The following is a 25524-nucleotide window of genomic DNA, read 5'->3' as shown; positions in this document are numbered from 1 at the left end:
CGGTTTGCCACCCGACAGGACTTCCTAAGTGCACTGTCGGCGACAGACTGTCCGTTGAGGACTATCGATGGGTTGGCCCGGTCGGCCGACCGCCGGCGGCGTCGAGCGCGCCGCCGGCGGGTCGTCGCCGGTCAGCCCATGTGCGGGTACGTGTGGTCGGTCGGCGGCACGAAGGTCTCCTTGATCGTGCGCGGCGACACCCAGCGGACCAGGTTCAGCCAGGAGCCCGCCTTGTCGTTGGTGCCGCTGGCCCGTGCGCCGCCGAAGGGCTGCTGCCCGACCACCGCGCCGGTCGGCTTGTCGTTGATGTAGAAGTTGCCGGCCGCGTACCGCATCCGCTCGGCGACCGAGTCGATCACCTGGCGGTCGGTGGCGAACACCGAGCCGGTCAGCGCGTACGGGGCGATCGACTCGGCCTGCGCGACCACGTCGTCGAAGCGGGCGTCGTCGAACACGTGCACGCCCAGGATCGGCCCGAAGTACTCGGTCGTGAAGGTCTCGTGCCCGGCGTCGCCGCACTCGAAGAGGGTCGGCCGGACGAAGTAGCCCACCGAGTCGTCGGCGGTGCCACCGGCCAGCACCCGGCAGCTGTCGTCGCCGGCGATCAGCTCCAGCGCTGCGGTGTGCCGGGCGAACGCCTTGTCGTCGATCACCGCGCCGCCGAAGTTGCCGAAGTCGGCCACGTCGCCGTAGGTCAGCGAGTCGGCGGTGGCGGCGAGCCGGTCCCGCAGTCCGCCCTCCCAGAGCGAACGCGGCACGTACGCCCGCGACGCCGCCGAGCACTTCTGGCCCTGGTACTCGTAGGCGCCACGGATCAGCGCGGTGTGCAGCGCGTCCACGTCGGCACTGGTGTGCGCGACCACGAAGTCCTTGCCACCGGTCTCGCCGACCAGCCGGGGGTAGCCCCGGTAGCGGGAGATGTTGTCGCCGACCGTCCGCCACAACTGCTGGAAGACCTTCGTCGAACCGGTGAAGTGGATGCCGGCCAGGTCCGGGTCGGCGAGTACGACGTCGGAGACCTCCTCGCCCCGGCCGGTCACCATGTTGATCACGCCGGGGGGCAGGCCGGCGGCCTCGAACAGGCGCATGGTGAAGTGCGCGGCGAACTGCTGGGTGGGGCCCGGCTTCCAGACCACGGTGTTGCCCAGCAGGGCCGGCGCCGACGGCAGGTTGCCGGCGATCGCGGTGAAGTTGAACGGGGTCACCGCGTAGACGAAGCCCTCCAGCGGGCGGTGGTCGAAGCGGTTCCAGACGCCGGGCGACGATGCCGGCTGCTCCTCGAGCAGGCGACGCGCGAAGTGCACGTTGAACCGCAGGAAGTCGATGAACTCGCAGGCCGCGTCGATCTCTGCCTGGATCGCGGTCTTCGACTGGCCGAGCATGGTGGCGGCGTTGAGGGTGTCGCGCCAAGGGCCGGCGAGCAGTTCGGCGGCGCGCAGGAAGATCGCGGCGCGCTCCTCGAACGGCAGCGCCCGCCACATCGGGGCGGCGTCCTTGGCCGCCTTGGTCGCGGCGCGCGCGTCGTCGTGGGTGGCGTGCGCGGTCACGCCCAGCACGTGGGCGTGCTTGTGCGGCTGCACCACGTTGATCGGGTCACCGCCGGCCATCCGCTGCTCACCGCCGATGGTCATCGGCAGGTCGACGCGCTCGGCGGCCAGCTCGGTCAGCCTCCGCTGGAGCCGCTCCCGGTCTCCGCTGCCCGGCTCGTAGTTGCGAACCGGCTCGTTGCGCGGCTCGGGAACGGAGAACACGGCATCCATCAAGGCTCCTGGCGATCTCGACAGCAGTGGCGAAACCGGACCCGCGGGCACCGACCGGACGGCCGGACACCGGACGCCGCACGGGAGGCCGAGCAGCGGCGGGACCTCCCCGATTCTCCCATGCGGAGCCGTGCGCCCCACCTCGGCCACCTCCGTACGCCAAGGACCGCCCCACCCTTTCTCCCCTTACCGGCCGGTCCCGATCCGCCCCGCCGTCCCGGGGCGACGGGCAGCCCAGCGGGCCCGCGTACCCTGAATGGTCGGTGACCTGCCGCCTCGAAGGGGAGACGATGACCAAGCAGCCCGGCCGCGTCCCGGCCCCCGAGTCGGACGAACCGGCGGTCGACGCCCCCGACCGGCCGACGCTCGCCCCCGGCGCCGCGGTGCTCGCGCTGCTGGCGCTGGGCTGGCTCGCCGCCATGCTCTGGTCCACCCGGGAGGCCACCACCTCCGCCGCCGCCGGTGTGACGGCGATCAGCCTCTCCGCGTTCGCCCTGCCCGGCGTGATCTCGGCCGCGCTGGTGGCCGGGGCAGCCGTGGCGCTGGCCGGCGGCAACCTGCTGGCCCGCCGCTACGGCGACGGGGTCTCCCTGCGTTTCGCCGGGGCGATCGGCGCCGGGATGGTGGTCGGACTGGCCGCCGCCCTGGCCATCAACCTCACCTACTTCGACACCTCGACCACAAACGTGATCGCCGGCACCACGGCTGCCGCCGCGATCATCGGCGGCGCCATCGCCGGCGCGCGCTCGGCCCCCACCGTCGGCGCGGTGGTGACCGCCGCGCTGGGCACGCTGCTCTTCGTGGTGGCGTTCAGCCAGGCCCGGGACCCGCTGTTCGGCCTCTTCGGCGCCGGGGACAGCCAGGAGTCGCTGGTCAGTGCCGCGAAGTGGGTGTCGCGGACCGAATCACTCGTCGCCGGGCTGCTCGCCGGGCTGCTCGCCTTCGGCTACCTGACCTGGGCGCGGCGCCGGGCCGTCCGCCTCGACCCCGAGACGCCCGCGCTGCGCTGGCCGGCGTACCTCCTCGCCGGCGCCGGGCCGGGGCTCCTCCTGCTGCTCGCCGAGGTGATCATCCGGATCGGCGGCCGCTCCCTGCTGGATCTGGCCAGCGCGCTCAGCGAGGCGGACGCGGTGGCGCAGACCTCGCTTGGCACCTCGCGGGTGGACAACGGCATCTGGGTGCTCTTCGTGGGGGCGCTCACCGCGCTCATCGCGTTCGGCCGCACGCTCGGCCCGGCCCACACCGACGACGACGAGCCGGTCGACAGCCCGAGCCCCGTCGCGGAGCAGGTCGACCCGGAGGACGACAAGCCGGGCTACGCCAAGGCGTTCGACGCGGACCCGGCCAAGGCGGATCCGACCCGCTGACGCCGGGCGCCGGCCGGTGTACGGCTCGGACCGCCTCGGCCGGTGTACGGCTCGGACTGGCCGGGCCGGTGTCCGGGTTCAGTCGCTCGCGCGGAGCAGCTGGTCCAACTCCGTCACGTCGTACCACTCCAGCTCGTGGTCCTCGGCGCCGTCGACGGTGAACTGGGCGTCCGGGTCACCGGCTGCCGCCTCGGCCACCACGTCGGCCGCCGCGCCGACCTCCTCGACCGCGTCCGCGCCGTCCACGTGGATGGCCGCGACCGCGGCCACCGGCACGGTGTCGATCAACGTCACCGTGCTGGAGCCCAGCTCACCGTCACCGCGTCCGACCGCACCCGGCGGCAGGTCGACCGAGACGACGACGCGGCGGCGAGGAGCCTTCGGGTCGGCTCGGAGCAGGTGCAGGGCGTCCTGGGCAGCCCGGGTGAACGCGACGTACTCCAGCTCCTCCTCGTCGCCTTCGGCGTACCACTCGCGCAGGGCCGGGGTCACCGCGTGTGCCTGGGCAGCGGTCAGCCCGTCCGCGCGCAGTCGGGCCACCATCGGTACGGTCGCCGGCACGTACACCCGGACAAGCTCCTCGGTCACCTGTCGTCTCCCAGCGTCGTCCTCCACCGGCGTCCGCCGGCACGGGCGCAGATCATGCCGCACACCGTGACCGTCATACACCCCGGCTCCGGCCGGTGGAAGTTCCCGCCCGGTGTGTCCCGCGCGGCGACCTCGCGGCGGGGCCGCCGGGTGCTGGGCGACCCGGGCCGTCGATGGCAAACTGAGCCAAACGACATCAACCCCGGGAGTTCCTGTGGAGCCACGGTTCCTGTTGCTCTCCGACGTCGCCACTGAGCTGAACGTGTCGGACTCGCAGGTCTACCACATGGTGCGCAGCGGCGAACTGCCGGCGATCAAGATCGGCGGACGCGGCCAGTGGCGTGTCGAGCGCGCGCGCCTGGAAGAGTACATAACCCGCAAATACCACGAGACCGCTGACTGGGTGCAGAGCAACCCTCTCGTCGACCGCGACCCGGAATAGCCGCCGCCGGTCGCGCCCGACTCCCACCGAGACCTCGCCCGGGGTGTTGAGCCCCGGAGCCATTGACCGGCGCCTGCCCATCGGCCAAACTCGATGCCGTCGGAGGCAAACGAAGGCAAACGCAAGATCAATGGGGGGTACGATGAGCGAGGCGCGACCCGGACCGTCCCGGCCAGCCGTGCGACTGCGCCCTGTCCCGCCCGTCGACCCGCCGTACCTCGACGAGATCGACGGGTCGTACTGGCCGACACCGACCCACGGTCAGCTCGCCCTCGACCTGTTCGCCTCGACCCGCCCCGATTCGGCCCGGCCACCACAACGCCGCACCGACCTGCGCGCCGTGCCCGGCCGGTCAACCACCCGCCCGGTCGCACCGGCACCGCCGGCGACCGCACCGGAGACCGCCCGAGCCGCACATCGGTTCGTCGGCAGTTGCCTTGAAGTGATCAACGGCTACCGTTCGCCGGCGCAGGTGCGGGCCCTGCTCGACCCGGCCCAAGCAGGTGATGTGCTCACCGAGTTGATCCGGGCGAGCGAGTTGCTCACCGAGGTGGTCCGCGCGTCCGGGCGGGCAGGGGCACCCCGCCGCCGCGCCGGCCGGCCAGCGGTCCGGTTGCTCCGCATGCGGGTCTGCGAGCCCCGGGAGGCAGCGGTGGAGGCGGCAGCCGTCCTCGCCGGTGCGGGCGGCAGGAGTTGGGCGATGGCGCTCCGGCTGGAACACCGCCGGGGGCGCTGGCTCTGCACCGCCCTGCACGTCCTCTGACCGCTGCGGTGAGCGCCCCGGTTTTCCGGTCACGTGACCCCGGCAGGCAGCTCCGACGAGCCGACACCCGCGCTCGTGTTCACGCCGTTGGAGTTCCGTCGAACGGCAGCGAGGTGCACGAGCGCGGGTGTCGGTGGTGTTGCTCCTGATCTGAGCCGGCCGTTAGGCCAGGTAGGGCCGGTCATCGGCGCCGCGCGACGGTCGGCCCTACTCACGGCCGCCGATCACGTCCATCGGCTCCGGTCGAATCGCGAACCGGGTGGCAATCGTGATCGCCCCCCGGCAGAGCGCGACGGTGAGCGCCACGATCGCGATCACCCCGGCGATGGAGATGGTCGGTGTGGGCGACCGCGTCAACCCGAGGCTGAAGCCGACCAGCGGCGGGATCGTCGCCAACGCACCGAACAGCAGCGACCCGAGGATCACGATCCTGGCCTCGCCATTCATCATCGCTCGGAGCTGGCTCCGGCTGGCGCCGACGAGTCGCAGCATCGCGAACTCGCGAACCCGCGCCGCCGTCGACATCACCAGGGTGTTGACCACGGCGATGGCGATGTAGCCCAGCAGCACGGTCTGGAACAGCAGGTTGAGCATCCACTCACCCGACCGGACGGCCCCGGGCGCGTCCAGGAACGCCTCCCGGCCGCCCACCTGGACCGTCGGCCAGGGCCGGACGGCGTCGCGCAGCGCGTTGCCGAGCGCCTTCTGGTCGATCCCGGCCTCGGACCTGATCAGCACCGCGCTGTCGACCTGCGCGGTGGTGTGAGCGACGACGAGGTCGTTGGGCAGGGTGACGTCGCCGAAGCCCAAGCCGTTCTCGTAGATCGCCACCACCCGAGGCTTGACCATCGTGCCGTCGCCGAGGTGCAGTTCTGTCGTCCCGCCGACCCTCGCGTGCACGGTCTCCGCGACGACCCGGCTCAGTGCCACCGTCTCGCCGCGCAGGTCCGCGGTGTCCCCCTGGACAACCCCGAGCTCCATGGTGTCGGCGAGCCGTTCGGGTGCGACCCCCTGGGCGGCGAAGACCCTGGTCGCGGTGCTGTCCTCGGACGGGAACGTCAACAGCACCCGCATCCGCGCCACCGGTGTCGCCACGGCGACTCCCGGCACACCGCGTACGGCGTCCACGACCTGCGGGGATATCCCGGCGCCCGACGACGCGGTCAGGACGTGGCCCGCACGCAGTCCGTCCTCCAGCTGGTGCCGCGCCCCCGCGATCGTGGTGGAGGCGCCGAACACCTGCACGGCGGCCAGCGCCACGCCCATCGCCAGCGGTGTGGTGGCCGAACCGAGCCGCCGCCAGTTGGCCCGCGCGTTGGCCTGGGCGAGGAATCCGGCGGCCGTGGACCGGCGGTTCACAAAGCGGCCGAACAGCACGAGGGTGCCGTTGAGCAGCATGGGCCCGAGACACCCGAGCGCCACGACGAACAGGAGAACCGCGCTCGCCGCGGTGTCGGCGGCCGAATCTCCCGGCGAGGCGACATTGCCCAGCGTGAGCAGCAGCCCGAGCGGGATGAGCAGGACGCCGATGGTCAATCGGACCCGACCGAGTTTCTTGGGCTCGATCGCGGCGTCCCCGAGGGCCTCGACCGGACTGACGTTGGCCACCCGCCGCGCGACCAGCCAGCCGGCGAACCGGGCACTGATCACGCACAGCACCAGTGCGGCGAGGATGGGCAGCACCCCCACCTGCATCTGGAAGTCCGGCGGCATCGCGCCCGCGAGGACGAACACGCCCCGCATCACGAACGCGAGCGCCACGCCGGGAATCGCGCCGACCAGCGCGCCGGACACCGACACAAGCGTCATCTCAGCGTTGATCATCCAGTGGATCTGCTTGGGCGTCGCGCCGATGGCCCGCAGCAGAGCCAGCTCGCGCCTGCGCTGCCGCACCGACAGCGCGAGGGTGCTCGCCACCACGAACACCACGATCAGCACCATGGTGCCGCCGAACGACGCCGCCGTCTCCACCACCACGCCGCGGGCGTCCCCGACATCCAGGAACTCCACGTCGCCACGCTCCGCGCCGGTGTGAACCAGCACGTCCGGCACGGCGGACCTGATGCGCCCGGCCAGTTGCTCCGGAGTGATGCCGGGTGCGGCGAGCAGGCCGATGGCGTCGACCCGGTCCGGACGGCCGGAGAGCCTGAACGCCTGCTCGTCGCTGAAGAACACGGCGGACTGCCGGTCCAACCCGTCCGGCGCGGTGGCGATGCCCACCACGCGGTAGGAAGCCGGGATCGAGCCGACCACGATCTGCACCGTCGCGTCGAGCGCCACGTCGCCGCGCGCGGCCAGGTCGGCGTCCAGCACGACGTCGCCGGGCGTCGTGGGCGCCCGACCCTTGGCCACCGTGAACGGCGCGAGCGCCGCCGCGGACCAGCCGTGTCCGAGCACCGGAAAGCCGGGCGGGCCGCTCACCACGTCGCCGTCCGGGTTCAGCACGCTGAGTTGCACGTTCACGTCGCCGACAGCGGACTGGACGCCGGGCACCGCGGCGACGGCGGCGACCTTGTCCGCGGGTAGCGTCACGCGCTCGCTGTAGCGGACCTCGGAACTCTCGTCCAGCCAGAACGACTGCGGCGCACCCAGGACCACCGCGGCGCCCGAGTAACGCTCGGGTGTGACCCCGTTGCCCAGCCCGGACAGCAGCAGAACCCCGCAGGCGGTGATCACCGTCGAACCCGCGACGATCGCGATGAACGAGCCGCCGAAACCACCCCTGTTCCCCTTGATCGTGCTCCACGCCAGTTTCAGGTCTCCGGGTAACGGCACCACGAGGCGGATCAGCCGCCGGATGAGGCCCATCACCACTCGCCCAGACGTGTCATACGTGCCGCGACCTGATTCGGGGTGGGCCGGGTCAGCTCACCCGCCAGCCGGCCGTCGGCCAGGAACACGACCGAATCGGCGTACGAGGCCGCGACCGGGTCGTGGGTGACCATCAGCACCGTCTGCCCCGTGACGTCGACGATCCGCCGCAGCAGTTCCAGGACCTGCCTGCTGGACCGGGTGTCCAGCGCGCCGGTCGGCTCGTCCGCGACCACCACGTCCGGGTGGTTCACCAGCGCACGCGCGACAGCGACCCGTTGCTGCTGACCGCCGGACAGCTCGCTGGGCCGCCTCTTGACGAACTCGCCGAGACCGACCGTGGTGAGCACCTCCAGCAGGGAGGTGCGGTCGATCCTCCGGTCCGCGAGCCGCAGCGGCAGCGTGACGTTCTCCTCCACATTCAGCGCGCCCAGCAGGTTGTAGGTCTGGAAGATGAAGCCGACCCGCTGTCGCCGCACCTCGGTGAGCTCGACCTCGTCGAGACGCGACAACTCGACGTCGCCCAACCAGACCGAGCCCGAGGTGGGCCGGTCCAGACCGGCCGCGCAGTTGAGAAAGGTGCTCTTGCCCGAGCCGGAAGGCCCCATCACCGCAGTGAACGAGCCACGCGGGAACCCGGCTGTCACCGAGTCAAGAGCGCGAAACGCGTTCTTTCCCGACCGATATTCCTTCGACACCGAATCCAGGCGCACCGCATGGGGCGTTGTTCCGATCGTCGGCGCGACAGCGGCATTCGGAGAGTCGGCAGCGACGGTTCCGGTCTGCGCGACGCGCCGCCTCAACGGATTTCTCGTCCAGCTCATGGCGTCTGACGTTAGGTTCCGCGACAGCCCGAAGCCCTACCCCGTACCACCGGACATGCGCTACAGCTGGCTGTAGTGACGTGGGCGGCGTCTACCGGGCAGACTGAAGGTCGTGTCGGAAACGCCAGCTCCCCGCGGCGCAACGGAAGGACATCCTCCGGGGTCGGGACAACGCTGGATACGCTCCTGGCGTAGCGGCACCTACCTCCTGGGCTCCCTGGCCTCCGGAGCCGCCACGGTGCTCGCCCTGCCACTGCTGTGCGTACCGCGGCTCGCCCGGCTCTGGGCGAGCTGGCATCGTGAACGCGCCCGACGGCTGCTCGGTATGCCGTTGGCGCCGTCTCCCGCTCAGCCTGCGCCGAGACGCCGAGCAGGGGCCAACCGTGCCGCTGACCGCACCGCACGCGCCCTGCTCTGGCTGCCCGTGAACGCCATGAGCGGGGTGGGGCTCGGCCTGCCCGCCCTGTTGTGCGCGGGCAACATCGTGGTCGCCGCGATCGCCACACCACTCTGGTGGGCGTTCAGCGCGGGAAACGGGCCGCGGCTGTTCGTCAACGTACCGGTGAATGGCTGGACGACCGCTCTCACCCTCGGCCCACTACAGATCCTCCTGCTCACCGCCCTGGCGTACCTGTGCTTCCCACCGATGGCTCGTGCACACGCCCGGATCTGTCTCGCGGTGATGGCGTCACAACCAACTGACGAACAACTTGCCGAGCGGGTCGTCGAATTGACCCGCACCCGCGCGGACGTGCTCGACGCACACGGTGCGGAACTGCGGAGGATCGAACGCGACCTGCACGACGGCACCCAGGCCCGGCTGGTGGCGATCGCGATGCGGCTGGCCCTGGCTCGGCAGGCGATCGCCGACAGTCCACGCGACGAGCAGTTCCTGGAAGGACTTCTCCGGGACGCGCACGAAGGCGCCGAGGAAGCGATGAGCGAATTGCGGGAGGTGATCCAGACCGTCTATCCGCCGATTCTCGCCGACCGGGGCCTCGACGGAGCTCTGACGGCCGTCACTGCCCGCTGCCCGGTCCCCACCCGGCTGCGCATCGGCGACATCGGGCGGGTGCCGGCGGCCGTGGAGACCACCGTCTACTTCGCTGTCGCCGAGGCGCTCACCAACGTCGCCAAACACAGCCAGGGGACTGCGGCCGGCGTCCGGGTGGACCGCATGACCGACCGACTGTCGGTGGTGATCACGGACAATGGCATCGGCGGCGCTGATGATCGACTGGGAACCGGCATCGCCGGGATTCGCCGCCGGGTGCTCGCGCTCGACGGTACAGTCGACGTCGACAGTCCGGCCGGCGGGCCGACGACCATCACACTGGAGTTGCCGTGCGGGTCGTGATCGCCGAAGACAACGTGCTGCTCTCCACCGGTCTGGAACTGCTGCTGGGCCGCGCCGGGTTCCACATCGCGGCCATCGCCGGCGACGCGGCGAGTTTCCTCACCGCCGTACGGGAACACCGGCCCGACGTGACAGTCGTCGACGTCCGGCTGCCGCCATCGTTTCGCGACGAGGGAATCCGGGCCGCTCTTCAGGCCCGCCAGGAACAGCCCGGCCTACCGGTCCTGGTGCTGTCGCAGTACGTCGAGCAGCAGTACGCCGCCGAACTGCTCGCCACCGCCGGTGGTGGCGTCGGCTACCTCCTCAAGGACCGGGTCAGCCGGGTGGACGCATTCATCGACGCGCTACGCCGCGTCGCCGCGGGTGGCACCGCCATGGACCCCGAGGTCATCGCCCAACTCGTCCAACGCGCCGGTGACCCGATCGCCGCGCTCACCGGCCGCGAACGCGAGGTGCTCGCACTGATGGCACAGGGACTCGACAACAACGCCATCGCTCAGCAGCTCACCGTCACTGACAACGCCGTTCACAAGCACATCGGCAACATCTTCGCCAAACTCGGACTCGCGGTGACGGACAGCGGCCACCGCCGCGTCCTCGCCGTCCTCACCTACCTCAACGGCGCGGGCCGGACGAGCGGGCAGTTTGGCGGTTGAGTACCGCTCGCGTCTCGGCGTCTCTTTGCAACAGGGACGGCAGGTGCGGCCTCCCAGACCTCGGACAGCAGGACCGGCGACTGCGGTTCGTGCAGCTGGCGCCCCGGTGCGATGCCGAACGGGTCCCGGCCTGTCGGCCGGGACCCGTTCGGTCAGGTGCTGTCGTGTCGGTCAGTTGCCGCCGTTCGGCGCGCCGTGGCAGCGCTTGTACTTGCGGCCCGAGCCACACGGGCACGGCGCGTTGCGCGACGGGCCGTTGCTCGCCTCCGACTGGTTCGCTGCCGGTCGACGGGAGGCGGCCGAAGGAACCGCCGGGCCGCGTAGACCGGCGGCCGGGCGTTGCGGGGCGGACGGAGCGGTCCGGCCCGGTGCCGCCGGAGCGCCCGGGGCCGGGCGGCCCACACCGAGCGCCGGAGCCTGCTGCGCCGCCTGCTCGATGACGGGAGCGCCGGGGCTGGCCTCGCCGTCGATGGTGGGAGCCGAATATTGCAGGCCCTGCCGACGCGGCGCCTGGTTGAGGCCCTTGGCCCGGATCTCCACCGGCTTGTCGAGCAGCGTGACCTCCTCCGAGCCCGCCTCCGGCTCCGGTTCGGTCACCTGCACGTCGACGTTGTAGAGGAAACCGACGGTCTCCTCCTTGATGCCGTCCATCATGGTGGCGAACATGTCGAAGCCCTCGCGCTGGTACTCCACCACCGGGTCGCGCTGGGCGTACGCCCGGAGGTTGATGCCCTCCTGGAGGTAGTCCATCTCGTAGAGGTGCTCGCGCCACTTGCGGTCGATGACCTGGAGCAGCACCATCCGCTCGAGCTGACGCACCCCCTCGGTGCCGAGCTGCTCCTCGCGCCGGTCGTACGCGGCGTGCGCGTCCTCCTTGAGGCGGGCGACCAGGAAGTCGGCGTCCATGCCGGCGCGGGAACCTCCAGCCTCCTCCTCCAGCTCCTCGATCGTCACACCGACCGGGTACAGCTGCTTGAGGCTGGACCAGAGCTGTTCGAGGTCCCAGTCCTCGCCGTAGCCCTCCGAGGTGGCACCCCGCACGTACGCCTCGACGGTGTCGTCGATCATGTTGCGGACCTGTTCGGAGAGGTCCTCACCGTTGAGCACCCGGAGCCGCTCGGCGTAGACGACCTGGCGCTGCTTGTTGAGCACCTCGTCGTACTTGAGCACGTTCTTGCGGATCTCGGCGTTCTGGCCCTCGATCTGGGCCTGGGCGCTCTTGATCTGCCGGGTGACCATCTTCGACTCGATGGGCACGTCCTCCGGGATGTTGAAGCGCTCCATCACCGCCTCGACCGCGCCGGCCCGGAAGCGCCGCATCAGCTCGTCCTGCAGCGACAGGTAGAAACGGGACTCGCCCGGGTCACCCTGCCGGCCGGCACGACCGCGCAGCTGGTTGTCGATCCGCCGGGACTCGTGCCGCTCGGTGCCCAGCACGTACAGGCCACCGGCGGCGGAGACCTCCTCCGCCTCGGCGTCGCAGGCCTGCTTCCAGGTGGGCAGGACCTCCTCCATCGCCTTGGCGTACTCCTCCTCGTTCTCCAGCGGGTCGAGGCCACGCTGGCGCAGCTCGTTCGCGGCGAGGAACTCGGGGTTTCCGCCGAGCAGGATGTCCGTACCACGGCCGGCCATGTTGGTGGCGACCGTGACGGCGCCCTTGCGCCCGGCCTGGGCGACGATCTCGGCTTCCCGTGCGTGGAACTTGGCGTTCAGCACGTTGTGCGGGATGCCGCGCCGGCGCAACAGCTGGGAGAGGATCTCCGAGTTTTCCACCGAGACGGTGCCGACAAGCACCGGCTGGCCCATCTGGTGCCGCTCGGCGATGTCCTCGATGACCGCGTTGAACTTGGCCTTCTCGGTCTTGTAGATGACGTCCGGCCGGTCCTCGCGGACCATCGGGCGGTGCGTCGGGATGCTCACGACGCCGACCTTGTAGACCTTGTTGAACTCGCTCGCCTCGGTCTGGGCCGTACCGGTCATGCCGGACAGCTTGTTGTAGAGGCGGAAGTAGTTCTGGAGGGTGATGGTGGCCAGGGTCTGGTTCTCCTGCTTGATCTCCACCCCCTCCTTGGCCTCGATCGCCTGGTGCATGCCCTCGTTGTAGCGGCGGCCGTGCAGGATGCGACCGGTGAACTCGTCGACGATCAGGACCTCACCGTCGCTGACGATGTAGTCCTTGTCGCGCTTGTACAGCTCCTTGGCCTTGATGGCGTTGTTGAGGTAGCCGACCAGCGGAGTGTTCACCGACTCGTACAGGTTGTCGATGCCGAGCCGGTCCTCGACCTTGGCGACGCCGCGCTCGGTCACCGCGATGGTGCGCTTGGAGTGGTCGACCTCGTAGTCGCCCTCGCCGTCGGTGCCGGGCTGGAGCCGGGCCACCACGCCGGCGAACTCGCCGTACCAGCGGGCGGAGTGCTCGGCCGGACCGGAGATGATCAGCGGCGTGCGGGCCTCGTCGATGAGGATCGAGTCGACCTCGTCGACCACCGCGAAGTTGTGGCCGCGCTGGACCAGCTCGTCCTTCGACCAGGCCATGTTGTCGCGCAGGTAGTCGAAGCCGAACTCGTTGTTGGTGCCGTACGTGATGTCGCACTCGTAGGCGGCCTTGTGCTCGCTGGCCGGCCGGTTGGGCAGCACCACGCCGACGGTCAGCCCGAGGAACTCGTGCACCCGACCCATCCAGGCCGCGTCGCGCTGGGCGAGGTAGTCGTTGACGGTGACCACGTGCACGCCGTCGCCGGAGAGCGCATTGAGGTAGACGGCCATGACCGAGGTCAGCGTCTTACCCTCACCGGTCTTCATCTCGGCGATGTTTCCGAAGTGCAGCGCCGCGCCGCCCATCACCTGGACGTCGTACGGCCGCTGGCCGAGCACACGCGCGGCCGCCTCACGGGCCACCGCGAACGCCTCCGGCAGCAGGTCGTCGAGGGTTTCACCGTCGGCGAGCCGCTCCCGGAACTGCTCGGTCATGCCGCGCAGCTCCTCGTCGGTGAGGTTGACGTAGTCGTCCTCGATCGAGCTGACGGCATTGGCGATGGCCTTGAGCCGCCGCACCATGCGGCCCTCGCCCGCGTTAAGGACCTTTTCCAGAATCGACACGGATCAACGCTCCCCTAGACAGTCTCGAACCATCGTAGGCGCTCCATCGGCGCGATGGTCACTGGTGGCGGTGCTCCGTCCCGCCGAACCCGACATAACTCGCGTCCGGGCCGTGCGCCGGACGTTATCCGGTTACGCCGTCGGCGAACGTTCCGGCACGATGCACGAGTGGACCCCGTGGAGATCATCGAGGACGGCGTACTGCTGCGACCCTGGCGGGAAGCCGACGCGAACGCCGTACACCGCGCCTGCCAGGACCCGGACATTCAGCGCTGGACCACCGTACCGCGCCCCTACCTTCCGGAACACGCCCACGACTTCGTCACCGCACTGAGCGGACGGGCCTGGGCGGACGGCACCGGCGCCCCGTTCGCGGTCTGCGACCCGGAGTCCGGCGAGCTGCTCGGCTCGTGCGGCCTGGTCTCCATCGACGGCGACGGCACCGGCGAGGTCGGCTACTGGACGGCCCCCTGGGCCCGTGGTCAGGGCGTGATGGTCCGCGCCACCCGGGCGGTGGCCCGCTGGGCGTTCGCCACCCTCGGCCTTCGCCGGCTCATCTGGCAGGCCGACGTGGGCAATCACGCCTCCCGGCTGGTGGCCCTGCGGGCCGGTTTCCGCGTCGACGGCCGGCTGCGGCTGGCCGACCCGGGGCGGCACGGCGGCGCGGACGGTTGGATCGGCTCGCTGCTGCCCGGTGAGGTGCCGGCCGCCGGGTCGACAGGTCCGGCCGGACCGGGCACCCTGGTCGCCCGGCGGGCTGCCGTCTTCGGCCGCCCGCAGCCCGTTCTGTTCGCCACCACCGGGGCCGGCGAGCTGCGGCTGCGGCCCATGGAGGAGCAGGACCTGGACGCCGTCGTGCAGACCTGTCAGGACCCGGAGAGCATCCGTTGGACCACCGTCCCGGACCCGTACGACCGCGCCGACGCGCAGGACTACCAGACCTACGGTCGGGACGCCTGGGCCCGGGGGGACGCCGCCTGCTTCGTGATCGCCGAGTCGGACGACCGGTACGCGGGCACCCTCGACCTGCGGCTGTCCCCCACCGACCCGCTGGTGGCCGACGTCGGGTTCATGACCGCCCCGGCGGCCCGCGGCCGCGGGTACGTGCCGGCCGCGCTGGTCGCGCTCAGCGCCTGGGGCTTCAGCACGCTGGGTCTGGCCCGCATCGAGTGGAGGGCGAACGTGGGCAACACCGCCTCCCGCCGGGCGGCGGAGAAGGCCGGCTTCCTGGTCGAGGGGACCGCCCGGGGCGGTATGCAGCACCGGGGTGAACGGGTCGACGTGTGGGTCGGCGCGCTGCTCGCCAAGGATCTGGGATGACTCCGCCGCCGGTCATCGAGGCGCACGGGGTGCGGCTGCGCCCGTTCCGCGCCGAGGACACCGCCGACGTGGTCGACGGCTGCGCGGACCCGCTGACCCAACGGTTCCTGTCGAACCTGCCAGCGCCGTACACCGAGACCGACGCCCGCTGGTGGATCGACGTCGGCGCCCCGGCGGCCTGGACCGGCGGCGGCGCCGCGTACGCCGTCGCGGACCCGGCCACCGACCGGCTGCTCGGCGCGGTGGGTCTCAACAACCCGGTGCCGGCCCGGGGGCAACTGGAGATCGGCTACTGGATGCGGCCGGCGGCGCGCGGACGCGGGGTGGCCACCGCGGCGACCCGGGCCCTGGGCGAGCACGCGTTCGCCGCCGGAGCGGCCCGGCTGGAGTTGCTCACCGAGCCGGAGAACGGCCCGAGCCAGCGGGTCGCGCTGGCCGCCGGCTTCCGCTACGAGGGTCTGCGCCGGTCGGCGGGCGCGTCGCGGGAGGCGGGTCGGCACGACCTGCTGGCCTGGGTACGCCTCGCCGACGATCCGCCCGGCCCGGCCGCCCGGCTGCTGCCCGACCTGCCCGGCGGCGTGCTCACCGACCAGGTGGTGGCGCTGCGCCGGCTGGCACCCGGGGACGCGGAGCTGATGTACCGGCTGCACAGCCGACCGGAGGTGGTGGCGAACCAGGCGCCGCCGGTCCCGCCGACACGCGAGGCGATCGAGCGGCGCTGCCTGCTCGCGGAGAGCGGGTGGCTGACCGGCGACATCGCCCGGCTGCTGATCACCGACGCGGCCGGCGGCGAGCCGGCGGGCAGCTGCGGCCTGTCGTTCACCGACGCGGCGAGCGGCGAGGCCTCGGTCGGTTACGCGCTGCTGCCCGACTGGCGGGGCCGGGGGTACGCCACCCGGGCGGTCCGGCTGCTCGCGGCGTGGGCGTTCGGGTCGGCCGGTGTCGCCCGCGTGGTCGCGGGCACGGTGCCGGACAACGGCGCCTCGCACCGGGTGCTGGAGCGGGCCGGTTTCCACCGTGAGGGCCTGCAGCGCGGCCGTCTGCCGGGCCTGGACGGCCGGCGGCTGGACGACCTGACGTTCGCGCTGCTCCCCACCGACCTGCACTGAGACGGATCATGGGGTTGTGGTGGGTCCCCCCACCACAACCCCATGCTCAACGGTCGGTCAGGTGGCGAGGGAGATGATTCCGTAGTCGTAGGCGTGCCGCCGGTAGACGACGCTGGGGCGACCGGACTCCTTGTCCTGGAACAGGTAGAAGTCGTGGCCGACCAGCTCCATCTCGAACAACGCGTCGTCGATCGTCATCGGCTCCGCCGGGTGCACCTTCTCCCGGGCGATGTGCCAGGGCTGCCGGTCGTCCTCCTCCTCGACCCGCTCCGCGACGGCCGTGCCGGCGCGGGCGCCGTCACCCGGCGCGCTGAGCGGGGCGGCCACCAGGTCCGCGACCGGTAGGCCGGCGGTGGCGGCGGCGACGGAGATCGGCGCGTGCCGACCCCGGTGTACGCGGCGGCGGTCGGCCGCGCGGCGCAGACGGGTGTCGAGCTTCGCGATGGCGGCATCGAGCGCGCTGTAGAAGTCGTTCGTGCAGGCCTCGGCCCGAATCACGGGGCCCCGGGAAATGCAGGTGATCTCCACCCGCTGGCAGTGGTCGGCCTGGCGCGGATTGCGCTCGTGGAACAGCTCGACATCGACACGAATAAGTTTGTGGTCGTAGCGTTCGATCTTTGCGAGTTTCTCGGCTACGTGCACCCGGTAATGGTCCGGCACTTCGACGTTACGGCCCTTGACCACGATGTCCACGTGACCTCCCTTGTTCGGACGGTCTTCGATCCGGTTAACCCGGTCGCGCGCCGTGGGAGACCCGCTGGCGTCGACCGGTCAGTGCGGCTACGCCTCCTCTCACCGCCGGGGGCGGGTGGAATGGACCTCCTACCCCCGACAGGAAAACGCTAACGCCTGTTTGCCCGGCAGTCACCCCATGTTGCCGAGACCGCCCGAGATTTTTCGCCGCTCATACACCAACGGGTGAAACGGAAACACAATCGGTTACGAACGGACTCTTTTCCGGGTCGCCGCGAGCACCGCCGCGACACTCGGTGCCGAGCCGGTCGCAGCCAGCACGCGGGCCGCGGCGGCCAACGTGACCCCGGTGGTCACGATGTCGTCGAGCAGCACCACGACCGGCGCGACCCCGGCCGCACCGGCACCCACCGACGCGGCGGAGCGGGGTCGGAACGCCGCCTGCGCCGCCGCCGCACGGCCCGCGCTGTCAAGCGTCACCGAATCCGGTCGGGGCAACGCGCGCAGCGGCCGGTGCACCCGGACCGACCAGCCGGCCCGACGCAGCCGCGCCGCGCAGTGCCGCGCCAGCCGGTCCAGGTGGTCGCCGTACCGCGCCCGGGCCGCCGCCGCCGTGTCCGGCACCGGCACCAGCGCCACCGGACGGCTCCCGTCGCCGACGGCCGCCGCGACGACCTCCGCGAGCAGGCCGCCGAGCGGACGGGCCAACCCGTGCCGGCCGTGCTCCTTGTACGCCAGCAGGGCCTCCCGCAACGGGCCGGCGTACGGGCCGAGGGCGACGCAGGGCGGCAGGCCGTCCGGGACGGGGGTGGGACGTACCGGTGCGGGGCGCAGCTCGTCGAGCGCCGCGACGCAGGAGGGGCAGACCCCGTGCCGCAGGCCGGACCGGCGTTCCCGACAGCCCGCACAGTCGGCGGGCAGCACCAGGTCGGTGAGGTCCGCCCAGAGCGCCCGCATCACGTCAGTACAGGAAGAAGGGGGCCGACGGGTTGCTGAGACGGCCACCGGCCGGCGGCGGGGCGATGTCGCGGACCCGGTCGGGCTCGATCCGCTCCAACGGGCTGCTGCGGTACGCCACGCCGTTCGCCTCGTACATGTACGCCCCGCTGGGCAGCGGCACGGTGCGGTTGGTCGGGTACGCCGTCAGGTGGTTGACCTTGGCACCGACGTCGGTACGCAGCGGGGTCTCCACGGCGCCGTCGACGCTGATCTCGTAGATCGCCGGCTGGCCGGCCGACCCGGCCACCACGAGCTGGTCCTCCCGGCCCCAGTCCACGGTCGTGAGGCCGGTCAGCGAGGTGACCAACTGCCGGGGCGGGCCGATGGAGACCCCACCTCCGTCGAGGTTGACCGCCGCGACGTAGAGCTGACCGCCGGCGACCAGGGCGACCCGCTGGCCGTCCAGCGCGGCGGCCACCGCGGTGACCGGACCGGGCACGTTGAGCGGCACCGGATACATCCGGGCGCCCTCGTCGAAGCGGTAGAGCTGACCGTCGGCCACCACCAGACCCCGGCCGGGCCGCGAGTCGGCCATCCGCAACCAGACCGGCCGGCTGATCGAGGCGTACTCGGAGGTGCCACGGTTGAGCGTGGTGATCGGAACGGGCCCGCTGCCCACCGCGAGCCGGTGGCGACTCTTGCCGCTGGACACCACCATCGCGGCCAGCACCCGGCTGTCGGACCGGGCCAGGCCGGCGGAGACGATGTTGCGGTTGATGTCGGCCGCCAGCGGCACCTCCCCGCTCAGCTCGCCGACGAAGTCGAGCGGACGGATGCCGCCCTCGTACACGCAGAACCGCTGCGGACTCTCGGTGATCGGGTAGAGCCGTTCGGTCGCGCGGCGGGCGTTCAGGTCCAGTACGGGCTGCGAGTTGTTGCGGATCTTCAGCTCCAACTCCCCGCCGAAGTCGCCCAACGACCAGGCGAGCTGCGTGAGCAACTGGTCGATGCTGTTCTGGTCGTCGCCGGACATGTCCAGGTTGACCTCCCACCGGTCGTTCGCGCCGGTGGCGTTGTTGATCAGCTCGGTGCGGTCGGGCAGCCCCACGACGCCGGGGCGCAACCAGTCGGACGGGCCGGCGACCAGCCACTTCACGACCTCGTTGACCCGACGCTCCTCCGGCACCGCCACCGGCAGGTAGCGCTGGTCGGGCACCAGTCGGCTGCGGTCGGAACTCCAGAAGTAGATCGACTCGGCCTGGTAGTACTGCTGGAGGGCGAGGTCGCTGAGTAGCAGCACGTTCGGCGGGTCGAGGACGTACAGGCCGGCACGTTCGTCGGTGGCGGCGCCGTCGAGCGCACCGCTGCGCAGCCGGAACTCGTACTCCGTCTCGGTCGCCACCGGCGGGGCCAGCGTGCCGTTCGCCCGCAACACACCGATCTGCTGCACGGTGATCTTCACGGTGGTGGTCGAGTCGCTGTTGAGGGTGTAGACCGCCTCCCGCAACCGGACCACGGTCAACGCGACCTCGCTGCCCTTCTTGTCCTGGAGACGAGCCCGGTCCGCCGGCGCGATGAACGCCTTGACCCGCTCGTACGCCCGGTCCGGCTCGCCTGCGGCGGCGGACAGGAAGTTACGGACGAACGACTCGTTGGAGCTGCCGCTGGCCGTACGCGTCGGCGGCTCGCTCGGCCGGCCGTTCCCCGAGCCGGCCCCCGTCGCGGCCCCGCCCCTGCCGTCCACCCGCACGTCCGACGCGGCCGGGATCCCGCAGGCGCCACCCAGCAGGAGCACCACGCCGAGTGCCCCGAGCACGACCGGCCGCCTCATGTGCCCACCTCCGCCCGCTGCCCGTCCCCGGCCGGCGCCGGGCCGATCGCCAACGCCCCACCAGTGCCGGGCCCGATGGCGAGCGGACCACCGTCGCGGGGGCCACCGAACGGCAGCGCGGCGTCGGCCGGCACCAGCCGCAGCGGCGAGGTGGTCAGCCGGTCACCGGCCCGCGCCGGGAGGGTGAGACGGAACTGCGCGCCCTGCCCCGGCGCACCCCACGCCTCCAGCCAACCGCCGTGCAGTCGGGCGTCCTCCAGGCTGATCGACAGGCCCAGGCCGGTGCCGCCGGTCTGCCGCGCCCGGGACGGGTCCGCCCGCCAGAACCGGTTGAACACCAACTTCTCCTCGCCCGCCTTGAGCCCCACCCCGTGGTCCCGCACGGTGATCGCCACGGCGGTCTCGTCGATGCCGAGGGTGATCAGCACCGGGCGGGCCTCGCCGTGCTCGACGGCGTTGCCGACCAGGTTGCGCAGCACACGCTCGACCCGGCGCGGGTCGACCTCGGCGATCACCGGCGTGCCCGGCAGGTCGAGTTCGATGGGTACGCCCACCCGCTCGGCGAGGCCGGCCAGCCGCTCGACCACCCGGTGCACCACCGGCACCAGGTCGGTCGGCTCGGCGTCCAGCATGGCGAAGCCGGCGTCGAACCGGCTGATCTCCAGCAGGTCGGTGAGCAGCTCCTCGAAGCGGTCCAGCTCGGCCTGGAGCAGCTCGGCGCTGCGGGCCACCGCCGGGTCGAACTCGTCGCGCTCGGCGAAGATCAGGTCAGCGGCCATCCGGACCGTCGTCAGCGGCGTACGCAGCTCGTGCGAGACGTCGGAGGTGAAGCGGCGCTGCAACCGGGACATCTCCTCCAGTCGCAGGATCTGCCGTTGCAGATTGGTGGCCATCTGGTTGAACGAGGCGGCGAGCAGCGCCAGGTCGTCCTCGCCGTTGACCACCATCCGCTGGTCGAGAAGGCCTGCGGAGAGCCGCTGGGCGGTACGCGCGGCGACCCGGACCGGGTTGACCACCAGACGGGTGACCAGGGCGGCGAGCAGCCCGAGCAGGATCACCAGCGCCACTCCGGTGGCCACCACCGTCGCTCGGGCGTCGGCGGCGGTGGAGTCCTGCCGGGTCAACGGCACCAGGTAGTACAGCTCGATCTGGCCGAAGCGGGTGGGCACCGGAGAGCCGTACACCAGGTATTTGGTGCTCTGCCCGGTGAGCCGGCCGGTCTGGATCTGGCTGGCCACCTTGCCCCCGGCGACGGCGGCCCGCAGCTCCGGGCTGATCAGCGGTTGGACGTTCACCGACGGCGCGGCCCGGGTCTGGATGTCGTTCGGGTAGTCGTCGGCGGTGATCGCCACCACCACGCCACTGGTCTGCTGGGGGTCACCGCCGGCCAGGTAGTTGACCGTGCCGTCGATGGTCTCCTGGAGCTGCGCCTCCTGCGGCTGGCCGTACAGGGAGACCTGCTTGGCCGCGTAGCTGGCGCCGCTGTTCACCCGCAGCCGCACGTCGGTACGGGCGTTGTCCAGCAGGATCGTGGTGATCTTGTCGGCGATGAGGAAGGCGAAGCCCCCCACCAGCAGGCTGGAGGCGACGAGCGTGATGGTCACCACCCGCACCTGGAGCGAGCGGCGCCAGGTCTGGTGCACCCGGGCCACCACCCGCGCGGCCCGACCGCTCACCGCACGCCAGAGCTCCCCGCCGGCGATGCGCCGGCGGGCAGCCGCTGTCGGGGGGTGTGGAGGCGGTGGGGTCAACACAGTGTGACCAGGCTATCCGGTCCCCGCCTTGTAGCCCACGCCCCGCACGGTGAGGATGATTTCCGGTCGCTCCGGGTCCGGCTCGATCTTGGCCCGGAGCCGCTGCACGTGCACGTTCACCAGCCGGGTGTCGGCCGCGTGCCGGTAACCCCACACCTGCTCCAGCAGCACCTCGCGGGTGAAGACCTGACGCGGCTTACGGGCGAGCGCGACCAGCAGGTCGAACTCCAGCGGCGTCAGCTTCACCTCCTCGTCGTTGCGGCTGACCGTGTGCGCGGGCACGTCGATGGTGATCTGGTTGCCGGGCGGCCCGATGGTCAGCATCTCCGGCGCCACGTCCTCGCCCCGGCGCAGTCGGGCCCGCATCCGGGCGACCAGCTCCTTGGGCTTGAACGGCTTGACCACGTAGTCGTCGGCGCCGGACTCCAGGCCGAGCACCACGTCCACGGTGTCGCTCTTGGCCGTCAGCATGACGATCGGCACGCCGGACTCGGCACGGATGGACCGGGCCACGTCGATACCGCTCATTCCGGGCAACATCAGGTCGAGCAGCACGATATCGGGCCGGCTGTCGCGGAAGGCAGCCAACGCCCGCTCACCATCGGCCACGAACGAGGGCAGGAAACCCTCACTACGCAGCACGATGCCGAGCATCTCGGCGAGTGCGGGGTCGTCGTCGACCACCAGTACCCGGGCTCTCATGGGATTAATATTGCATCCCCGTTCAGTTCGGTGGGACCGGCGTCGGGTGGATCCCGGCCGGGCTGCAACCATGATCCCCCGTCGGCGGCGCCCAGCGCCACCGCAGCGTCGCGCCGGTCGCGCGGACGTGATCCGGACGGCCGTCAGCCGAAGAGCGCCCGCCCCCAGTGGTCCCCGCCGTCACGTACCCCGGGAGGACAGGCGAACACCCCGCTGGAGACGTGCCGCAGGTACTCGTTCATCACGTCGTGCCGGGCCAACCGGGTCTGGATCGGCACGAACTGACGGCGCGGGTCACGCTGGTAGGCGATGAAGAACAGGCCCGCGTCGAGCCGTCCGAGGCCGTCCGAGCCGTCCACGAAGTTGTAGCCCCGGCGGAGCAGTTGGGCACCGTTGTTGCGGCTCGGGTGGGCCAGCGTGACGTGGGCGTGCTCGGCGATCACCGGCTTGCCGTCGTCACCGCGTGCCGCGAAGTCCGGTTCGTCGAACTCGTTCCGCCGGCCCAGCGGAGCGCCGCTGCCCTTGGCCCGGCCGACGATCTCCTCCTGCTCGGCCAGCGACGTCCGGTCCCAGGTCTCCACCAGCATCCGGATCTTGCGGGTGACCAGGTACGAGCCACCGGTCATCCAGTCCGGCCCGTCGCCGGGCTGCACCCACAGCTGGTCGCGGAGCAGGCCGGTGTCCTCGGCCTTGAGGTTGGCCGTGCCGTCCTTGAAGCCGAAGAGGTTGCGCGCGGTGGCCTGGTCGCGGGAGGTCGACGAGGTCCGGCCGAAGCCGAGCTGCGACCAGCGGACACTCACCACGCCCATGCCGATCCGGGCCAGGTTGCGGATGGCGTGCACCGCCACCTGCGGGTCGTTGGCGCACGCCTGGACGCAGAGGTCACCGCCGGAGATCTGCGGCTGCAACGCGTCACCGGGGAACTTCGGCAGCTCGGCGAGGGCGGCCGGACGCCGGTCGGCGATGCCGAACCGGTCCCGGCCGTCGGCGTCGCGGAACAGCGTCGGCCCGAAACCGATGGTCAGGGTGAGCTGGGACGGGGGCAGGCCGAGCGCCTCACCGGTGTCGTCCGGTGGGGCCTCCGGCATCCCACCGACCGCGCCCAGCACGCCGGCGTCCCGGCCGGCGGTCATCCGGGCGGCGGCGGCGCTCCACTCCTCGAGCATCCCGACCAGCCGCGCCCGGTCCTTGGTGATCACGTCGAACGCGACGAAGTGCAGCCGGTCCTGCGCCGGGGTGACGATCCCCGCCTGGTGCTCGCCGTGGAACGGCACCGCCCCGGCCGGGTGGTCGCTGGCGGCGGCCGGGCCACGGGAGCCGCTGACCAGCGTTCCCGCGCCGACGGCCACTCCGGCGACGCCTGCCACCCCGGCACCGGCGAGCGTGATCGCCCGCCGCCGGGTCACCCTGCTTCCGCTCATCGGTTCGACTCCCCCTGACGTCAGGTCACTTGGCGACGGCCGCGGCGACCTTGCTGATCGGCTCGGCGAGCGCGTTGATGCCGTCGGACAGTTCCTTGAGTTCGGCCTTGCTCAGCGCGGTGTGCAGCTTCCAGCCGTCGCCGGCGCGGTGCTTGCCGAGCAGCGCCTCGACGTTTGCGAACTCGGTGTCCAACTGCTTCACCAGCTCCGGTGAGCGCTGCTCAAGCGCCGGCCGCAGGGCCGACACGGCCGCCTTGGAACCCTCCAGGTTGGCGGCGAAGTCCCACAGGTCGGTGTGCGAGTAGCGGTCCTCCTCGCCGGTGATCTTGCCGCTGGCGACCTCGTCGAGCAGCTCCTTCGCGCCGTTGGCGAGCTGGAGCGGGGAGAGCTTCTCGGCGTTCGCCTTGGCCACGATCTCCTTGACGTCGACGAGCAGCCGGTCGGCGATCGGGCCGTCCTTGCTGATGTCGCCGGACTGCCAGAGGTCCTTCTCGATCCGGTGGAAGCCGGTGAACTCCATCCCCTCCTCGAGGACCTCCTCACGGCCGTCGATCTTGGGGTCGAGGTCGCCGAAGATCTCGGCCACCGGCTCGATCCGCTCCCAGTAGGTGCGGGCGACCGGGTACAGCGCCTTGGACTTCGCCACGTCGCCGGCCTTGACCGCGCCAACGAACTCCTCGGTCTTGTCCAGCAGCGCGGCGGTCTGGCTCTTGACGTAGCGCTGGTAGTTCTCGGTGGCGCCGGCCAGGGCGGCGTCGGCGGTGAGCGGCTGCGCCGACCCGCTGACCTTGAGCGCACCCCGGATGCCCTTGCCGCTCATCCCGGGCTTGCAGGCCGTCTCGTACGTCCCGGCCGGCAGCTCGACACGCAGCTCGCGGCTCAGGCCCGGGGCGATGTTCTCCACCTCGCCCATCACCCGGTCGCCGGAGGCGTACACGTAGAACTCGGTCACCTTCGCACCCGAGTTGGTGATCTTGAAGGTGGCCGTGCCGGCGCCCAGGTCGGTCGTACCGACCTCGCAGGCGGTGTCGTTCGCCTTGACCACGATCGGGCCGCCGGCCCCCGCCGCGTCGTCGTCCTTCGCGGAGTCGGAGCAGGCGGCGACACCGGTCGTGGCCAGCACACCGGCGGCGGTCAGCGCGAAAAAGCGGGTGGTACGCATCTTGGGCTGTCTCTCCTCGTGAGGTCAGGCGCGCTGCGGCGCGGTCGCCGCCTCGGCCTCGGTGCCGGTGTCGGCTACACGCTCGGTGCCGGTGGACGCGGTGGGCGCCGGCTGACGCCGGGCCGGGCGCAGGAACAGCGCCAGGACCGGCACCGCGTACCCGATCCAGGCGATCGTCTCCAGCACGGTGGGCGCGGGCGTCACGTTGAACATTCCGGCCAGCAGAGCGGCGTACCAGGTGCTCGGGTCGAGCGTCCCGGTGATGTCGAAGGCCAGGTCGTTCAGGCCGGGCAGGACACCGGCCTCCTGGAAGTCGTGCACGCCGTACTTGAGGATGCCGGCGGCGACCAGGATCAGCAGCGCGCCGGTCCAGGTGAAGAACTTGCTGAGGTTGATCCGCAGGGCGCTGGCGTAGAGCAGCGCGCCGAGCACCACGGCGGTGAGGATGCCGCCGATCAGCGCGAGCAGTGGCCCGCTGTCGCCGGCCGCGCCCTGGGCCGCGGAGTAGAAGATCAGCGCGGTCTCCAGGCCCTCCCGGATCACCGCGAGGAAGGCCATGCCGGCGACCGCGAGGGACCCGACGGCCAGGGCCTCGGTGAGCTTGCCGCGCAGCTCGCCGGCGATCGTCCGGGCGGCACGCCGCATCCAGAAAATCATCCAGGTGACGAAGACCACGGCGGCGACTGAGGTGATCGCCTCGAACAGCTCCCGGTCCTCGGAGCGGGCCAGCAGCGAGGTCGACGTGTACTCGATCAGCCAGCCGAAGAGCACCGAGAGCGCCACGGCCAGACCGACACCCGCCCAGACCTGGGGCAACCGGTCCCGGCGCTGCGACTTCACCAGGAAGGCCACCAGGATGCTGACCACCAGGGTCGCCTCCAGGCCTTCCCGCAGGCCGATCAGGTAGGTCGCGAACATCCCGGCTC

The 25524-nt window shown here is 71.5% G+C and carries 20 protein-coding genes; 7 read left to right on the top strand and 13 right to left on the bottom strand.

The annotated features are described in order from the left end of the window. Positions 1–131: 131 nt before the first annotated feature. Positions 132–1760 carry an L-glutamate gamma-semialdehyde dehydrogenase gene (pruA, locus tag ABZS77_RS05970; protein ID WP_354817920.1) on the bottom strand — a complete coding sequence of 543 codons (1629 nt, stop codon included), beginning with the start codon at positions 1758–1760 and terminating at the stop codon, positions 132–134. Between the two features lie 290 nt (positions 1761–2050). On the opposite strand from pruA, the gene ABZS77_RS05965 reads away from it, so the two are divergent. Continuing rightward, positions 2051–3127 carry a hypothetical protein gene (locus tag ABZS77_RS05965; protein WP_354817917.1) on the top strand — a complete coding sequence of 359 codons (1077 nt, stop codon included), beginning with the start codon at positions 2051–2053 and terminating at the stop codon, positions 3125–3127. A 78-nt stretch (positions 3128–3205) separates the two neighbouring features. On the opposite strand, the gene ABZS77_RS05960 is transcribed toward ABZS77_RS05965, so the two are convergent. Beyond that, a complete protein-coding gene (locus tag ABZS77_RS05960; RefSeq protein ID WP_354817914.1) occupies positions 3206–3715 on the bottom strand; it encodes a hypothetical protein in 510 nt (169 codons plus the stop codon). 214 nt (positions 3716–3929) lie between these two features. Between ABZS77_RS05960 and ABZS77_RS05955 the strand changes: the two genes are divergently transcribed. Both ABZS77_RS05955 and ABZS77_RS05950 read left to right on the top strand, forming a co-directional pair. Further along, positions 3930–4157 carry a helix-turn-helix domain-containing protein gene (locus tag ABZS77_RS05955; protein WP_354817911.1) on the top strand — a complete coding sequence of 76 codons (228 nt, stop codon included), beginning with the start codon at positions 3930–3932 and terminating at the stop codon, positions 4155–4157. A 142-nt stretch (positions 4158–4299) separates the two neighbouring features. Beyond that, complete coding sequence (locus ABZS77_RS05950) at positions 4300–4920, top strand: Rv3235 family protein (protein ID WP_354817908.1); 621 nt, start codon at positions 4300–4302, stop codon at positions 4918–4920. Positions 4921–5127: 207 nt separating this feature from the next. Here ABZS77_RS05950 and ABZS77_RS05945 read toward each other — a convergent pair whose 3' ends face one another. Together ABZS77_RS05945 and ABZS77_RS05940 are read right to left on the bottom strand one after the other, a co-directional pair. Next, positions 5128–7728, bottom strand: coding sequence for an FtsX-like permease family protein (locus tag ABZS77_RS05945; RefSeq protein ID WP_354817905.1), 2601 nt, complete (start codon positions 7726–7728; stop codon positions 5128–5130). Continuing rightward, the gene (locus ABZS77_RS05940) at positions 7728–8555 is read right to left on the bottom strand and encodes an ABC transporter ATP-binding protein (RefSeq protein WP_354817902.1); all 828 of its coding nucleotides are present in this window, start codon (positions 8553–8555) and stop codon (positions 7728–7730) included. Before ABZS77_RS05940 ends, ABZS77_RS05945 begins: the two co-directional genes overlap by 1 nt. 112 nt (positions 8556–8667) lie before the next feature. On the opposite strand from ABZS77_RS05940, the gene ABZS77_RS05935 reads away from it, so the two are divergent. After that, on the top strand, positions 8668–9912 hold the full coding sequence (locus ABZS77_RS05935; RefSeq protein WP_354817899.1) for a histidine kinase: 1245 nt from the start codon (positions 8668–8670) through the stop codon (positions 9910–9912). After that, complete coding sequence (locus ABZS77_RS05930) at positions 9900–10568, top strand: response regulator transcription factor (protein ID WP_354817896.1); 669 nt, start codon at positions 9900–9902, stop codon at positions 10566–10568. The genes ABZS77_RS05935 and ABZS77_RS05930 overlap by 13 nt, the downstream gene beginning before the upstream one ends. Before the next feature lie 171 nt (positions 10569–10739). Here the strand turns inward: ABZS77_RS05930 and secA are convergent, their stop codons facing one another. Further along, positions 10740–13667 (bottom strand): preprotein translocase subunit SecA, encoded by a 2928-nt coding sequence (gene secA, locus ABZS77_RS05925; RefSeq protein ID WP_354817893.1) that lies wholly within the window; start codon positions 13665–13667, stop codon positions 10740–10742. Between the two features lie 168 nt (positions 13668–13835). On the opposite strand from secA, the gene ABZS77_RS05920 reads away from it, so the two are divergent. Next, positions 13836–14987: a GNAT family N-acetyltransferase gene (locus ABZS77_RS05920; protein WP_354817890.1), complete on the top strand. Its 1152-nt coding sequence runs from the start codon at positions 13836–13838 to the stop codon at positions 14985–14987. After that, positions 14984–16096 (top strand): GNAT family N-acetyltransferase, encoded by a 1113-nt coding sequence (locus ABZS77_RS05915; RefSeq protein WP_354817887.1) that lies wholly within the window; start codon positions 14984–14986, stop codon positions 16094–16096. The genes ABZS77_RS05920 and ABZS77_RS05915 overlap by 4 nt, the downstream gene beginning before the upstream one ends. A 57-nt stretch (positions 16097–16153) precedes the next feature. On the opposite strand, the gene raiA is transcribed toward ABZS77_RS05915, so the two are convergent. The 8 genes from raiA to efeU all read right to left on the bottom strand — a co-directional run bounded on the left by raiA (position 16154) and on the right by efeU (position 25516). After that, entirely contained in the window at positions 16154–16789 is a 636-nt protein-coding gene (gene raiA, locus ABZS77_RS05910) for a ribosome-associated translation inhibitor RaiA (RefSeq protein ID WP_354817884.1), read from the bottom strand. 246 nt (positions 16790–17035) lie between these two features. Continuing rightward, on the bottom strand, positions 17036–17746 hold the full coding sequence (locus tag ABZS77_RS05905) for a ComF family protein (protein ID WP_354817881.1): 711 nt from the start codon (positions 17744–17746) through the stop codon (positions 17036–17038). Between the two features lie 4 nt (positions 17747–17750). Then, entirely contained in the window at positions 17751–19559 is a 1809-nt protein-coding gene (locus ABZS77_RS05900) for an LpqB family beta-propeller domain-containing protein (RefSeq protein ID WP_354817878.1), read from the bottom strand. Further along, on the bottom strand, positions 19556–21313 hold the full coding sequence (gene mtrB / locus ABZS77_RS05895) for an MtrAB system histidine kinase MtrB (protein ID WP_354817875.1): 1758 nt from the start codon (positions 21311–21313) through the stop codon (positions 19556–19558). The genes ABZS77_RS05900 and mtrB overlap by 4 nt, the downstream gene beginning before the upstream one ends. A gap of 12 nt (positions 21314–21325) precedes the next feature. Further along, positions 21326–22015 carry an MtrAB system response regulator MtrA gene (mtrA, locus tag ABZS77_RS05890; protein ID WP_007455837.1) on the bottom strand — a complete coding sequence of 230 codons (690 nt, stop codon included), beginning with the start codon at positions 22013–22015 and terminating at the stop codon, positions 21326–21328. Between the two features lie 143 nt (positions 22016–22158). After that, positions 22159–23436, bottom strand: coding sequence for an iron uptake transporter deferrochelatase/peroxidase subunit (gene efeB, locus ABZS77_RS05885; RefSeq protein WP_354817872.1), 1278 nt, complete (start codon positions 23434–23436; stop codon positions 22159–22161). A gap of 25 nt (positions 23437–23461) precedes the next feature. Then, on the bottom strand, positions 23462–24598 hold the full coding sequence (gene efeO, locus ABZS77_RS05880; protein WP_354817868.1) for an iron uptake system protein EfeO: 1137 nt from the start codon (positions 24596–24598) through the stop codon (positions 23462–23464). Positions 24599–24622: 24 nt separating this feature from the next. Continuing rightward, positions 24623–25516, bottom strand: coding sequence for an iron uptake transporter permease EfeU (gene efeU, locus ABZS77_RS05875; RefSeq protein ID WP_354817865.1), 894 nt, complete (start codon positions 25514–25516; stop codon positions 24623–24625). Between the last annotated feature and the right edge of the window lie 8 nt (positions 25517–25524).

Source organism: Micromonospora sp. NPDC005298 (genome assembly GCF_040607375.1).
Taxonomy (GTDB): Bacteria; Actinomycetota; Actinomycetes; order Mycobacteriales; family Micromonosporaceae; genus Micromonospora.
The sequence above is the reverse complement of the archived record's forward strand: the minus strand, read 5'-3'. Positions and strand labels throughout refer to the sequence as shown.

Excerpts from the sequence above, each read along its gene's own strand:
- pruA (WP_354817920.1), bottom strand. The coding sequence starts at position 1,760 with ATGGATGCCGTGTTCTCCGTTCCCGAGCCGCGCAACGAGCCGGTTCGC.
- efeB (WP_354817872.1), bottom strand. The coding sequence starts at position 23,436 with ATGAGCGGAAGCAGGGTGACCCGGCGGCGGGCGATCACGCTCGCCGGT.
- ABZS77_RS05905 (WP_354817881.1), bottom strand. The coding sequence starts at position 17,746 with ATGCGGGCGCTCTGGGCGGACCTCACCGACCTGGTGCTGCCCGCCGAC.
- ABZS77_RS05900 (WP_354817878.1), bottom strand. The coding sequence starts at position 19,559 with ATGAGGCGGCCGGTCGTGCTCGGGGCACTCGGCGTGGTGCTCCTGCTG.
- ABZS77_RS05915 (WP_354817887.1), top strand. The coding sequence starts at position 14,984 with ATGACTCCGCCGCCGGTCATCGAGGCGCACGGGGTGCGGCTGCGCCCG.
- ABZS77_RS05945 (WP_354817905.1), bottom strand. The coding sequence starts at position 7,728 with ATGGGCCTCATCCGGCGGCTGATCCGCCTCGTGGTGCCGTTACCCGGA.
- efeU (WP_354817865.1), bottom strand. The coding sequence starts at position 25,516 with ATGTTCGCGACCTACCTGATCGGCCTGCGGGAAGGCCTGGAGGCGACC.
- ABZS77_RS05940 (WP_354817902.1), bottom strand. The coding sequence starts at position 8,555 with ATGAGCTGGACGAGAAATCCGTTGAGGCGGCGCGTCGCGCAGACCGGA.
- ABZS77_RS05965 (WP_354817917.1), top strand. The coding sequence starts at position 2,051 with ATGACCAAGCAGCCCGGCCGCGTCCCGGCCCCCGAGTCGGACGAACCG.
- mtrA (WP_007455837.1), bottom strand. The coding sequence starts at position 22,015 with ATGAGAGCCCGGGTACTGGTGGTCGACGACGACCCCGCACTCGCCGAG.
- efeO (WP_354817868.1), bottom strand. The coding sequence starts at position 24,598 with ATGCGTACCACCCGCTTTTTCGCGCTGACCGCCGCCGGTGTGCTGGCC.
- ABZS77_RS05950 (WP_354817908.1), top strand. The coding sequence starts at position 4,300 with ATGAGCGAGGCGCGACCCGGACCGTCCCGGCCAGCCGTGCGACTGCGC.